Origin of the sequence: Paenibacillus sp. FSL P2-0136 (genome assembly GCF_037975325.1) — a bacterium.
In the GTDB taxonomy this organism is placed as follows: Bacteria; Bacillota; Bacilli; order Paenibacillales; family Paenibacillaceae; genus Paenibacillus_AQ; species Paenibacillus_AQ silagei.
Genome location: NZ_CP150244.1, coordinates 1700174 through 1713808, shown reverse-complemented (window position 1 = coordinate 1713808; position 13635 = coordinate 1700174). Strand labels below are relative to the sequence as shown.

General features: G+C 55.5%; 7 protein-coding genes and 1 other annotated feature. Of the genes, 4 read left to right on the top strand and 3 right to left on the bottom strand.

Going from position 1 to position 13635, the window contains the following annotated elements:
- Positions 1-367 precede the first annotated feature (367 nt).
- The 3 genes from NYE26_RS07080 to pheS all read right to left on the bottom strand — a co-directional run bounded on the left by NYE26_RS07080 (position 368) and on the right by pheS (position 6862).
- Positions 368-2833 carry a hypothetical protein gene (locus NYE26_RS07080; RefSeq protein WP_339254916.1) on the bottom strand — a complete coding sequence of 822 codons (2466 nt, stop codon included), beginning with the start codon at positions 2831-2833 and terminating at the stop codon, positions 368-370.
- A 204-nt stretch (positions 2834-3037) separates the two neighbouring features.
- Positions 3038-5482, bottom strand: coding sequence for a phenylalanine--tRNA ligase subunit beta (gene pheT, locus NYE26_RS07075; protein ID WP_339254914.1), 2445 nt, complete (start codon positions 5480-5482; stop codon positions 3038-3040).
- 345 nt (positions 5483-5827) lie between these two features.
- On the bottom strand, positions 5828-6862 hold the full coding sequence (gene pheS / locus NYE26_RS07070; RefSeq protein ID WP_339254912.1) for a phenylalanine--tRNA ligase subunit alpha: 1035 nt from the start codon (positions 6860-6862) through the stop codon (positions 5828-5830).
- Between the two features lie 59 nt (positions 6863-6921).
- Positions 6922-7198 (bottom strand) — a binding site (T-box leader).
- A gap of 219 nt (positions 7199-7417) precedes the next feature.
- Here pheS and NYE26_RS07065 point away from each other — a divergent pair.
- From NYE26_RS07065 to NYE26_RS07050, 4 genes are read left to right on the top strand one after another with little or no spacing between them, the layout of a single operon-like run.
- Positions 7418-9964 carry a hypothetical protein gene (locus tag NYE26_RS07065; protein WP_339254910.1) on the top strand — a complete coding sequence of 849 codons (2547 nt, stop codon included), beginning with the start codon at positions 7418-7420 and terminating at the stop codon, positions 9962-9964.
- On the top strand, positions 9961-11391 hold the full coding sequence (locus tag NYE26_RS07060; RefSeq protein WP_339254909.1) for an efflux RND transporter periplasmic adaptor subunit: 1431 nt from the start codon (positions 9961-9963) through the stop codon (positions 11389-11391). The genes NYE26_RS07065 and NYE26_RS07060 overlap by 4 nt, the downstream gene beginning before the upstream one ends.
- Positions 11388-12089: an ABC transporter ATP-binding protein gene (locus tag NYE26_RS07055; protein WP_339254908.1), complete on the top strand. Its 702-nt coding sequence runs from the start codon at positions 11388-11390 to the stop codon at positions 12087-12089. The genes NYE26_RS07060 and NYE26_RS07055 overlap by 4 nt, the downstream gene beginning before the upstream one ends.
- Entirely contained in the window at positions 12086-13258 is a 1173-nt protein-coding gene (locus tag NYE26_RS07050; RefSeq protein WP_339254906.1) for an ABC transporter permease, read from the top strand. The genes NYE26_RS07055 and NYE26_RS07050 overlap by 4 nt, the downstream gene beginning before the upstream one ends.
- Positions 13259-13635 lie beyond the last annotated feature (377 nt).

Here is a 13635-nt window from a genome sequence, read left to right as displayed (position 1 = left end):
GCTTGAGAACGCCAAATGTTGCACATTTTGCAGGAATGTTACCAGTGGAGCGGTCGTTGGCTGAAATATATTGCATTCTAGGCAGGATTTCCCGCAATTTGCTGCCTCAGAGGTACGAATGTTGTATTTAGTGCAGGATTTGTCCAAGATGGCAGCCTAGATGTCTTCTTCACTCCCCCCTTCCCTTCACCAACTTCCCCCCCAGTAGAAATTACTTCTGTCCCATACTTCACTTCAGCCAACTTTAGAGCAGCAGCCCCCCCTGCAGTCCCCCTAAGGAGGAATCCGTCCCCCGTCCCTGCACAGCAGAAAAAGCCGTTCTAAGCATTCCTGCTTACAACAGCTCTTCCTGTGATGCATCCGCCATTCAACTGTCCTGTTCGATCAGTTGAATCCATTCATTATATTCACTCTGTAGCTTGGAATATTCCGCCTGCAAGCTGCGATGCTCCTGGGACAGCTTCTCGAGCTCTCCCTGCTGCAGCTCGAACTGGGCCTGAACCAGCCGCAGCTGGCCTTGGACCATCTCATAGCTCTCGCCGATCTCATCCAGCTGCTGCGCCGCCTCAGTACGTGAGCGGCTGACTGCTTCCGCCTGGGCTTCGGCTTCCCCGGCCTCCTGCTGCCAGATCTCAATCTCCTCACGCAGCTGTGCTTCCTGCTCATTCCACTGCTGCTCGCGCTGTTGAAGCTCCTCAACTTTCTGCTTCCAGGTAGCTTCGTACTCCCGGGTCTCGCGGAGTGCTTCCTGCTGCTCCGCCGCCGCAGCGGCAGCTTCACGGCCCGCCTCATACAGCTCTTCCAGACGCCGCGCAGCTTCCTCGCCTTCGGCTTCCAGCAGTTCGTAGCGTTCCTTCAGCTGCTCCCCGTCCTGAAGAATCTCGTCGTACTGGGCAATCAGCTCCTCGTAACGGCCGCGCAGCGCAGCCAGTTCCTTGCGGGCTGTCTCTGCCGCCTCCTGCTGAACGGCAAGCTCCTGCTCCGCTTCGGCACGAAGCCGCGCCTCCTGATCAAGCTGCTGAACCATGCCGTCTGCCTGTCCGCGAAGAGTCTCCACTTCGCGCTGCAAGGCTGCCGACTTCTCCCCTTCTTCCAGAAGGTTCATCTCCAGCTCGCTGATATCCTCCATATGCTTGTTCGCACGCTCCTGCCAGGATGCCGCTTCCTCTGCCGTACGGTCGAATTCGACCTGCGTCCGGCTGAGCTGATCTGCGGTCTCCCGCAGCGATGTGCGCAGTGCTGCCGCTTCTTCCTGCGTCAGCTCATAACGCTGGCGCAGCCCTTCCAGTTCATCGTTCAGCAGATTGCCAAGCTCCTTAGCAGTATGCAGCTCCTCCTGCGCTTCACTTAGCTTGCCCTCTACATCCCGAAGTTCGCTGCGGATATCCACCGCCTCGCTCTGTGTAGCCGCAACCTGATTACGCAGCTCATCCAGTTCTTCGTTCAACAGGGTGCCGAGCTCGCTCGCCGTGTGCAGTTCCTCCATCGCAGCGCTTAGCTTGCCCTCTGCGTCCCGCAGTTCGCTGCGGAGCGTTTCGGCCTCGCTTTGCGCAGCTGCAACCTGCTGGCGCAGCCCTTCCAGCTCTTCGTTCAGCAGGGTGCCCATCTCGTTCGCTGTGCTCAGTTCTTCCAGCGCAGCGCTTAACTTGTCCTCTGCGTCCCGCAGCCCGCTCCGGAGCGCTTCCGCCTCGCTCTGCGAAGCCGCAGCCTGCTTGCGCACTTCCTCCAGCGCCGCACTCTGCTGCTCTCCTTGCTCAGCGGCAAGCTTCAGCTCTTCGCCAAGCTGCTCCTCCCGCTTCAGCACAGCTTCGTACTGCGCCAGCAGCGTCAGCCGCGCATCGCGTTCACCCTTAAGCCCGGCTTCCGCCGCACGCAGCCGGGACTGGAGCTGCCCGGTTCCGCCGCGCAGCTCGCCAAGCTGCTTCTCCAGCTCCTGAAGCTGCTGCTTGTGCCGGTGCTCCTGCGTCCCCTGGGACTGCCGCAGCTCCTTGTTCTTGGCCAGCTCCTTCTCAAGCGCTTCCCGCTCCCCGGTAAGCTCACTTGTGAGCGCAGCCTTGGTATCAGCCAGCTCCTTGCTTAACGTGGAGCGGATCTCCACGATCTCGCTGCCCATCGACTCCCGGGTCTCATGTAGCTCCTGCTCCAGGGCAGACAACGTCTCTGTCTTCTCGCGGATCAGCGTCTCGCGCAGCTGCTCCAGTTCCTGCTGATGGGCAGCCTTCATCTCTTCCAGCTGCTGCAGCCGCATGGCTTCTGCGGCTTCCAGCTCCTGACGCGCTGCCTCGCGGCCTGCAGCCTGCTCTGCTTCATGGCCCTCGCGCAGCGCCTTCAGCTCTTCCTCGCGTGCCTTCAGCTCCTGCACCAGCTGCTCGCGGCCGGCGGCCGCAGCCTGCTTCTCTTCCTCCAGCAGCTGGGCATGCAGCTGCCTCTCCTGCTCCTGCTGCTCCAGATGCCTGGAGCGTTCTTCTTCGGCAGCGGCAATCAGCCGCGCCGCCTCTTCCTTTGCAGCCGCTTCCAGCTTCTCATATTCTTCCTGCTGTTCACGCTGCGCTTCCTGAAGGCGTGACACCTCCACGCGAAGCTCGGTACGTTCACCGGTCAGCATATTCAGCTCATTCTTGAAATCCTGAACCTGGATTGCCTGCTCTGCCATATGTACAGCTGTAAGCACCGCAATCCGCGGCGTATCCAGTCTGGAATGTGATTTCGATATTGCACGCATATGCTCATCGACATGACGGGCGACCTGTTTCATATATTCTGTGCTGCTTCCTACAAGCTTGTAGGAAGTTCCGTATATCTCCACGGCGACACGGGTCCGGTCCATAGCCACAGTTGTGCCCTCCTTTGTATGTGTGCGGATTCTAAGTTGGTTTCTTTGCTCTTGCTCCTATTGTAGCGTGATTTCCTGACCTTTGGCAAAAGCACGCGTCCATTGCATTTATTTGCATGTTCCTCCGCACTTCACAAGGGTACAGAAAAGCCGCAGGGAATCTCTGTTTCTAAATGGATTCGCTGCGGCTTTGCACAATTCCTGCTATTTTCTTAATTCTGCACCAAAAGTTTGTTCAAGGGCAGAGACCACTTTGTCATGCACTTCCACAACCTCTTCGTCAGTCAGCGTATGCTCGGTATGGCGGTACAGGAGCGACAGGGCAACACTCTTCTTGCCTGCCTCCATCTTGCCTCCTGTGTAGATATCGAATACCTGCACATTTTGCAGCAGAGTGCCACCGTGCTCACGGATCGCCGCGATCAGGTCACCTGCCGGAACCGCGTCATCGACTACCACCGCAATGTCCCGCTCCATGCCCGGGAAGCGGTGAAGCTCGCTGTACTGCAGCTGGGCGCGTGCCGCATCATAGAGCGGCTGCAGCAGGACTTCGGATACATAGGTATCCTCCAGATCCATCCGGCGTTGCAGCTCGGGATGAATCTGCCCCATCGAACCGATCTTCACACGGCCCTCTGCCTGAAGCAGATAGATGGAAGCGGAGCGTCCCGGATGATAGCCTTCAGGCGCGTCACCTTCATAGACTACGCGTTCCGTAAGGCCCAGATGTGCAAATACAGTCTCCAGCGCACCCTTAAGGTCGAAGAAATCCACCGGCTCAGCAGCCACGTTCCACTGCTTGGCTGCACGCGTACCGCTCAGCAGCAGCCCCAGCACCGGCAGCTCGCTCGGCTGGCGGGTAAGGACTTCCTCCTCCGTGAAGAAGACGTTGCCGATTTCGAATAACGCCAGATCGCCTTGGCGGCGGTTCGTATTGTAGAGGGCAATCTCCAGCAGCTGCGGCAGCAGGCTGGTACGCAGCACGCTGCGCTCCTCGCTCATCGGCATCGCCAGCTTCACAGACTGCTTGCCTTCCGCCAGCATAGGGAAGAGCGTGCTCTGCTCCGGCTGGATGAAGGAATAGCCCATAACCTCCTGATATCCGCCCAGCGAGAGCAGGCGGCGCAGCTCGCGGCGCAGAGATTGCTGTCTGGTAAGCGCGCCCGGTGTTGTTGTGCCTTCGATCAGGGTGGTCGGGATGTTGTCGTAGCCGTACAAGCGGGCGATCTCTTCAATCAGATCCACATCCTGCGTAATGTCTCCGCGCCGTGTCGGCACCTCGACCTCGACGATTCCCTGAGCCGCATCACCGCACTTGAAGTGCAGGCGTCCGAACAGGGTTTTCACTTCCAGCAATGACAGATCTGTCCCGAGATAGCGGTTCAGCTTCTCCAGCGATAAGTTCAGCACCTTCTCCTGAGCAGCGGCGCTGCCGGCCTGGACAATCCCTTCATGCACCGTTCCTCCGGCATACCGGGCAATCAGTGCAGCCGCGCGGTTAAGCGCAGGGATGACCGCATTCGGGTCAACTTCCTTCTCGAACCGCTGGGACGCTTCCGAGCGCAGACCGAGCTGACGCGAGGTCTTGCGTACCGTTCCGCCATCGAATTTGGCCGATTCCAGTACGATATTAACGGTGTCTGCGGTAACCTCTGTAGACAGTCCGCCCATCACTCCGGCCAGGCCAATTGCGCCTGAGCCGTCGGCAATGACCAGCATCTGCGGCGCAAGCTTGCGCTCTTGTCCGTCAAGGGTAACCAGTCCTTCCCCTTCACGGGCAAACCGTACACCGATGGTTCCGCCCTGGAGCTGCCCGCCGTCAAATGCATGCAGCGGCTGCCCGTATTCCAGCATCACGTAGTTGGTGATGTCTACGATATTGTTAATCGGACGTACCCCGGCCGCCATCAGGCGGTTCTGAATCCACAGCGGGGACGGCGCGGTCTTCACTCCGGCAATATAACGCACGGCATAATGGCTGCAGAATGCCTCATCCTCAATCGTAACCGTGATGGAGTCCGCAGCCTTCCCGCCCGTTTCTACAAGCTCTGCCGCCGGATCAGCCAGCTTCAGCTCACGGCCCAGTACCGCGCTTACCTCATAAGCGGCACCGATCATGCTCAAGCAGTCGGAACGGTTCGGCGTCAGGTCGAAATCAAGGATTTCGTCATTCAGTCCGAGCACCTTGAGAATATCCTGGCCCACCTCGGTCTGCTCCGGCAGCACGAGAATGCCCTCCTGCAGCTCTTTGGGCAGCAGCTTGTCGTTCAGGCCCAGCTCTTTGGCCGAGCAGATCATCCCCTGCGACAGCACGCCGCGCAGCTTGGCTTTTTTGATCTCCAGGCCCGGCAGCTTGGCACCTACCAGCGCGACCGGAACCTTCTGGCCCGCTGCGACATTCTTCGCTCCGCAGACGATCTGCAGATCCTCGCCCTGCCCGGCATCGACGATACAGATATTCAGCTTATCGGCGTCCGGGTGCTTCTCCTTGGATTTCACGTAGCCGGTCACAATCCCGGAGATCCCTTTGTTACGGCGTTCTACTCCGTCAATCTCAATGCCGGCGGTGGTGATTTTGTCCGCCAGTTGATCAGCGGTCACTCCTTCCAGCGATATATAATCGGCCAGCCAGGCGGTTGATACTTTCATAATCGCACACTTCCTTTTTGTTTCAGATGTATTGATCTCCATGCCGGTTGTGCTGGGGAGCGGAAGCGGATATAAACAAGCCCACGTCAACTTCGCGCAAGAAAATTCTGCATTGCAGTGTTGATACAGAGAATATTTGGACTTCCGGCCGCTGTTGTATTTGAATTTCCTGATCAGAACCGCTTCACGCGGTAGAAATTCAAATACAAAGGCGGACGCTAGCGCTCCTACAGTTCCAAAATTCCCCTCCGGCCCTTCTATTACAGTCTTTGATTCAAAGTAAACCAGCACCTCATTACCTTTTCATGCAATCGTCCAACGCCCCCGCGCACACCCGCCAAATCCCTAAATACCCTTGAACTGCTTCACAAAGCCCATATCATTCGTGTAGAAGTAGCGGATGTCATCGATGCCGTATTTCAGCATCGCGATCCGTTCCGCACCCATGCCGAACGCGAATCCGCTGTAAACTTCCGGATCGTATCCGCCCATCCGCAGCACATTCGGGTGCACCATACCGGCGCCGAGAATCTCCAGCCAGCCGCTCTGCTTGCAGAGACGGCAGCCGCTGCCGCCGCATTTGAAGCAGTTCACATCGACTTCAACACTCGGCTCCGTGAACGGGAAGAAGCTTGGGCGCAGGCGGATGCCGGCTGCGGGGCCGAACATCTCCTTGGTGAACTGCTGCAGGGTACCCTTCAGGTCGCTCATGCGGATATTGCGGCCGATGACCAGGCCTTCAATCTGATGGAACTGGAAGGAGTGGGTCGCATCGTCATCGTCGCGGCGGAAGACTTTGCCGGGACAGATGATTTTGACCGGAGACTCCCCGTTCGCCGCCTGCATGGTACGCACCTGTACCGGCGAGGTCTGGGTACGCATCAGAATATCATCCGTGATATAGAAGGAATCCTGCATGTCCCGGGCCGGATGGTTCTTCGGCAGGTTCAGCGCCTCGAAGTTGTAATAGTCCGTCTCCACCTCCGGCCCTTCAGCGATCCGGAAGCCCATGCCGATGAAGATATCTTCGATCTCCTGGAGCACCCGGCTCAGCGGATGAATCCCGCCCTGCGGCAGGCCGCGGCCCGGCAGGGTTACATCGACCTTCTCCGCATTCAGGCGGCTCTCTGTCTCCTGCTGCTGGAACAGCTCCTGCTTGGCGCTGATCACCTCTTCAATGGCGCTGCGCACCAGATTGGCCACCTGGCCGATCACCGGACGCTCCTCCGCGCTTAATCCGCCCATACCGCGCAGAACCTCTGTCAGCTCGCCTTTTTTGCCAAGGTATTTGACGCGCAGGTCATTCAGAATCTGCGGATCGTTTACCGCCTGCAGCTTCGTCAGCGCCTCAGCCTTCAGTGCTTCCAATTTGTCTTTCATGGCTTGTACTGCCCCCTCAAATCTCGTATTGTTCAACAAAAAAAGGCCTTTCCTCCCGGTAAAGGGACGAAAAGACCGTGGTACCACCCTTGTTAGACGGCCGTACGCTTCCCTTAAGAGCACTATTCCCTCTTTCGGTGCGGCAAAGACCTGTCTCACTTTATACAGAAATAACGGTCTGCGGCCGGTCCCCCCTACTAGTGCTCTTCAAGCACATTCAGGGAACTGCTCCGGAGTGAACTTCGGCAGCTCTGCTCTCTTAGAAACGCTCTCAATCTGCGGCGCTTCCTCCCTGTAAGCCAGGCACTGCGTACTCTTCTCCATCATTGCATGTATGCGGATTATAACCTCTGCACTTCGATCCTCACTTGGGAAGATATGCCCATCTATTATATGCAAAAACAGCCAGTTTGACAAGCCGCACAAATTCCGCTTATTTTTTATCTTTTTTTAAGCTCCCTTTAAGCTTCAGCGCGGTTTGACGGCTTTTTTTTCAGCGGACATTCAGTCAATGTTGATATTTTCCCTTAAGAGATCACACAAGGAGGAAATTACATGCTTACACGAAAAAAAGCATTTGTTCTGCTGCTGCTCAGCACAATTGCCGCAAGTCAAACCGCAGGAAGCCCGGGAACCGCGGCCTATGCCGCTTCATCCGGTTCAACGGCTGCCACAGCAGCAAGCGCGGTCACGGAAGTCTCCACACTTAACGGTCTAAGTGCGCTCAAGCTCGGTACCGCGCTTCAGGTGAAGCTGAGCCATGTAGGGATTCAGAGCCAAACCGGCGGTAATATTCTCACCTACACGCTTACCTATACCAACACTGCCGGCAGCAGCGTCAATCTGGCGGACTATTTCTCCAAAATTGTAACTGCGGGCGGCAGCATCATTAAGGGAATTCCGGTCAGCGCAGACAGTGCGGTCAAGAAAATCCCTGCTAAACAAAGCACCAGTCTTACATACTATGCGAATATTGGAACCGCCGCCTCAGTCAAAGGACTCAAAATCAACATCTACGGCTGGAATTTCAGCGCCGCTAATTATGAACAGCGTATAGGCACGTTCACGATTCCTTCCAATTATTCTCTGTCCTCACTTACAGGGGAGACCCGAAAGGTTGAACTCGGCGGCATTACTGCCGGCACCAAAGCCGAATCCGTGCAAATCTACAAATATAACAGCAAAGTCTATGCCAAGGTCGGGCTTAGCCTAACCAATCTGGGTACCAAAGTGCTTACAGATCCGGGCTATACCTTGTACCTGAAATCCTCGGGCGGCTCTGTCTTCACGCTTACGCTGGATGACAGCAGCTCCGAATTCAAGCTTCAGCCTCAGGAGAAGAAGACGCTCTATTATATGACCGAGATCCCCTCCTACATGAATCTCAGCAAGATGACACTGCAGATTGCCAAGCTGGATGAAGGACTCAAGCTGTACCTGCCTGTCTCTTCCTACGCACTTCCGGCTGCAGTAAATGCAGATTTCACTGTAGCAGCGGGCTATACCAAAAAGGTCTCCATCGACAGCAATCTGGTGGACTTGCAGCTGCTGAAGGCAAGTGTGCATGCGGATAACGGGAATGGTGTCTGGAGCTATCAGCTCCGGGTGAAGAATACCGGCAGCACAGCCGTTACTTTGCCTGCTTATGAGCTTAACGTCAAGTCGGCGGAAGGCTATAGCTTCCCGGTGACGGCCACTGCCTTGAGCGGCCTGACCCTGAAGCCGCTGGAAGAAAAGCTGATTGAGCTGAGCGCCAGTGTTCCGCTGGAGCTGGCTCAGAATTCGCTGGAGCTGCGAATGATCGCTCCCGCAGCCAGCGCGGATAAAGTAACGCTGCCTGTGGCCTATTTCCGCATCCCTTATACGCCTGAGAGACAGATTCATCTCGCCTCTGAGACCAGCGTAACCAATACCTATGGCACCTTCGCTGTCACTCTGGACTCGCTGCTGCGTCTGCCTTGGGGCAGCGAGGATCTCGTACAGGCTGTACTAACGATACGCAATGCAACGTCCAAATCCATTACCTTACCTGCTCTTACCGGCGTACTCCTGGTAGATCAGAAGGATCTCAGTTCCTCTTCGCAGACTTATACGGACAACAGCTCTTCGGTGCTTGCCCCGGGTGCCAGCACTCAGATCACGGTTCAAGGCCATATTCCATATACCCTGGAGGTCAGACAAATCAAGCTCATCCTCCAGGAGACCAAGGGTACAGAGGTGTCGCAGTTCCTCACTCTCAGCACAAGCGACAGCACCGTTAAGAGTGTAGCTCCGGTGGCTGCAGGGGAAGCCTTCAAGATCACCGCCACCGGCAAAAAAGCCACCGTGAAGGAGCGCTCCACCCTCCTGTATACAGGAACCGGCTCGAACCTGGTGTACAGCGAAGTGGAAATGAACAGCGATGAAGTCCGGCAGGCAGATCTGGCCCGTCTATATGCACAGTTCAGGACTGCTGACGGGCAATATTTTGAAGCAACTGCCAACCAGTCCGAGCTGTCGACCAGCCCTGGGGGCAAAACACTGGTTACCTTCTGGGCGAAAGTCCCGGCCACCCTGGACACCACAGGTCTTGAGCTGTATATCAGCCAGTCGATTGCGGATGGCAAGCTGACTGCCGCAGGAACGGCTGTGACGGGATACGTCAATACGGCAGCGCTGACACTGACACCGGCAGAGGTTACGCCTCTGACCAATCTGGCTTCTGTTCCACTTTTCCCTTATACACTGGCAGTTACCAGCTCTACAGGGGAACTCACCAAGGGCGCAAGCAGCATTGCTGTGACGTTCAATTACAATCTCAATCAGGATACTACCTACCAGACAGGTGCTTACCAGCATAAGCTCATCCTTCAGGTTATCGATCCTTATGGACAATCTCACGAGAAAGCACTGACGCTGGGAACCGACTTGACACTGGGAATCAACAACTCTTATTCTACGACCCTTACCAGCGCCCTGTTCAAAAATCTGAGCTCCGGCACCTACGCCCTTAAATTCTACGATGAATTCCAGGGAGTACGGACAGAGCTCGCCAGCCAGGCCTATTCCCTTGAGGTTACCGCCAAAGCAACCACCTCTTCCCCCGAAGGAGCTGCACAATGAATAAGAAGAAGATCATCATTATCGCTTCAGCGATAGTCCTCGTTGCTATTGCAGGGATTGCGGGCTATAAGCTCTGGCCGGATCAGAACCGGCAGATCAATGCCGCTCCGCTGAATACGGCAGTTGCCAGTAAGGGGGATATCCTGGTGGGTGTCTCGGGTTCAGGTGCAGTATCGGCGATCAACAGCGAGAGCATCCGTACCAAAGAAGCCGGGAAGGTCGATACGGTCATGGTTAAGAAAGGCGATGTTGTTAAAAAAGGTGCTGTGCTGATCACATTTGTTGCGGGCGATCTGGACGATAAGCTGAAGGAAGCGACAAAGTCACTGGAGAATCTCAAGACGGAGCTTGAGAATAAACAGGAGAGCTACAAGACGCTGGCTATGAATAACGCGACAGAGGAAGAGCTGGAATCGGCAAAAAAAGCCATCGATAAAGCCAATAGCGATATCGTGGACGGGCAGGAATCCATTGCTGCCATCCATGAAGATATGGCTCCGCCTGATCCGCTGACCGCTCCGATCGATGGAACGATCACTGCCGTGAATATTACGGACGGTGAACAGGCCCAGAATGGTACAGAGCTGTTCACCATGACCGACTACGTGAATCTAAGCGTAACCGTGCAGGTAGACGAGCTGGACATCCCCAAAATCAAGCTGAATCAAGCCTCTACCATTACACTGGATGCCCTTGAGGACAAATCTTTTACCGGTAAAGTTATAGATATCGCCAAAGAAGGGACCTCCTCTAATGGCGTCTCCCTGTTCAATGTCACTGTAGGATTAAATAACTCGGAGGGTGTGCTTATCGGCATGTCTGCGGAGGTGGCGGTTACGATCGAAGAGAAAAAGGATATTCTGACCGTTCCCATCGAAGCTGTAACGAAGATAAACGGGAAATCCTTTGTCAATGTGCCGGGAACCGGGGATGAGCAAGCTAACACAACAGACAGAGATGCTGCTGACTCCAAGCCCCCTGCTGGCGCTGCAGCGGACGGTGAACCCTCCGGTAGTGAAGCGGGGACCCGAGGCACAGGCGTCCGCGGCGGCAGAGAATTTCAGGGCGGTGAATTTCCGTCTGGAGAGTTCCCTGCTGGTGCGGAGTTCCCCGGCAGAGCAGCCGGAAGCAAAGGGGCAGCCGGTTTCGCCTCAGGCATGAAACGGATAGCTGTAGAGGTTGGTATCCACAATGAGAGCAGCATCGAAATCGTCAGCGGCTTAAGTGAAGGGGATGAAGTAATCCTCCCGACCGTGATCTCCTCAGGCAATGCCACCTCCCCGCAGCAAGGCGGTATGGGTGGTATGGGCGGCGGCTTCAGCGGCGGAGGAATGACCGGCGGGAGCGGTGGCTTTCCCGGCGGGGGCGGAGGCTTCGGCGGCGGTGGCAGCGGCGGAGGCTTCGGCGGAGGCGGTGGCGGACGATGACCGCACCAGAGCCGCTGATCCGGGTTGAGAAGATGCAGCACAGCTACACGATGGCCGGAGAATCGATGACGGTTCTGAAGAGCCTGAGCTTCAGCATTAATCACGGTGAATTCGTTGCGATCATCGGTCCGTCAGGGTCAGGCAAGTCCACCCTGATGAACATGCTGGGCTGCCTCGATGTCGCCAATGAAGGCGATTATTTCCTGGACGGCCAGGAGATCCGCAAGCTGTCTGACAACAGGCTGGCCCAGATCCGCAACGAAAAGATTGGCTTTATATTTCAAAACTTTAATCTATTGCCGAAGTTATCAGCGGTAGAGAATGTGGAGCTGCCCTTGATCTATCGTGGAATGTCCCACAGGGAGCGTAGAGAAATTGCCCGTAATGCCCTGGTCCGGGTAGGCCTTGCGAGCAGAATGAATCACCGTCCCTCCGAGCTGTCCGGAGGCCAGCAGCAGCGTGTGGCTATTGCCCGCGCCCTTGCCGGAACCCCCCCGATTTTGCTTGCCGATGAGCCAACCGGAGCGCTGGACTCCAAGACAGGCAAGGAGGTTCTGGAGATGATTAAGGAGCTTAACGTACAAGGGCATACCATTATTCTGATCACGCATGACCTGGAGATTGCCGAGCAGGCCAAACGGGTGATCCGGATTCAGGATGGGGATCTTGTAGAGGATCGGAAGGTGGTGCCCTCATGATGCTGTACCAGAGTATGAAAATGGCCTTCAAAAGTATCCTCAGCAGTAAAATAAGAGCCTTTCTTACCATGCTGGGCATTATTATCGGGGTCTCCTCCGTCATTGCACTTGTCGCTGTGGGCCAGGGCACCACCTCGCAGATTACAGAGTCCCTAAGCTCCCTGGGTACCAACCAGCTGACCGTCAACATTATGGGCCGCGGAGCCACCACTTCGCTGACCTACGAGGAGGCCCTGGCCCTGAATGAGATTGAAGGGGTGGACAATGTATCGCCGGTAATCAGCGGGAACGTTACCGCCAAGCACGGTACCGAGAACGTTTCCGTATCCGTTGAAGGCATTACACCTGCTTACGAAGAGGTCCAGGATTTCCATGTGCAATCCGGAAGATTTCTGCTTGAGATGGATACAGAATACAGGCAAAAGGTTGCGTTAATCGGATCAGATACGGCAGAGGATCTGTTCGGTACAGATAATCCTGTAGGCCAAAAGGTACAGATCAACGGAAGCAGCTTCAAGATCGTCGGACTGCTGGAGAGTAAAGGCTCCACCAGCGTCGGCTCAAGCGATGAGAAGCTGCTGATCCCCATCTCTACAGCCGAACGGTTCCTGCAGAGCAGGGGAATCCGCTCCATTACGATCACAACCACTTCCAATGACAATGTGGATGCTGTCAAAACCAGGCTGGAGGCCAGCCTTGATGCCAAATTCAATGCCGCCGAGAACGCCTACTCTGTCTTTGATTCCCGGGAGATGCTGGAAACGGTAAATGAAACCAGCGCCACTCTGTCCATGGCACTTGGCGGTATCGCCGGTATCTCCTTATTTGTAGGCGGGATAGGGATTATGAACATTATGATTGTCTCGGTCAATGAGCGAACCAGAGAGATTGGCATCCGTAAGGCCATCGGGGCCAAGAAAAAGAACATTATGATGCAGTTCATGATTGAGTCCGTAGTCTTAAGCGGAACCGGAGGCCTGATCGGAGTCGCACTGGGACTTGGCGCCAGCTGGGCTGTCGGTAACTATACCACCTTGAATGTGGCGCCTTCCTGGAATATGGTCCTCATCTCCTTTTCATTCTCCTTGATCATCGGTGTCGTATTCGGAATGATTCCTGCAAGCAAGGCTGCAAGAATGCGCCCGATCTATGCGCTGCGCAACGAGTAGCGCCATCCTAGACGCTGCGTTATCATCAGCATTTCAATCCGCCAGTCTCAGATCCCTGGGCTGGCGGATTTTTCTGTTTTATTTTTAATGCACAATTGATACCAAAGGGGTATCGTTTGCAGCAAAAGTGGGTAATAGGACTCAAAGGTCAGAATACCTTGTACATAGTAGTAGGGTATACATAATAGTTCTTTGTATCGGCTGTAACGGATATGTCTCCACTGTTCCCCCTCTGGCTCCAGGGTGTGCTTCACGGCCTGTCATCCGCAGCGGAAGCTGACGGGGCTTATTATTTTTTCAGCAATTGCTCTGCTTAAGGGATGTCCTATATACTGGTGAAAAGAAACCGCGATCTAACCGGAAGTTATTCTTTCCAT

What these genes read in the sequence shown, in the direction of transcription:
- NYE26_RS07055 (WP_339254908.1), top strand. Translation starts at nt 11,388, where the DNA reads ATGACCGCACCAGAGCCGCTGATCCGGGTTGAGAAGATGCAGCACAGC.
- NYE26_RS07050 (WP_339254906.1), top strand. Translation starts at nt 12,086, where the DNA reads ATGATGCTGTACCAGAGTATGAAAATGGCCTTCAAAAGTATCCTCAGC.
- pheT (WP_339254914.1), bottom strand. Translation starts at nt 5,482, where the DNA reads ATGAAAGTATCAACCGCCTGGCTGGCCGATTATATATCGCTGGAAGGA.
- pheS (WP_339254912.1), bottom strand. Translation starts at nt 6,862, where the DNA reads ATGAAAGACAAATTGGAAGCACTGAAGGCTGAGGCGCTGACGAAGCTG.
- NYE26_RS07065 (WP_339254910.1), top strand. Translation starts at nt 7,418, where the DNA reads ATGCTTACACGAAAAAAAGCATTTGTTCTGCTGCTGCTCAGCACAATT.
- NYE26_RS07060 (WP_339254909.1), top strand. Translation starts at nt 9,961, where the DNA reads ATGAATAAGAAGAAGATCATCATTATCGCTTCAGCGATAGTCCTCGTT.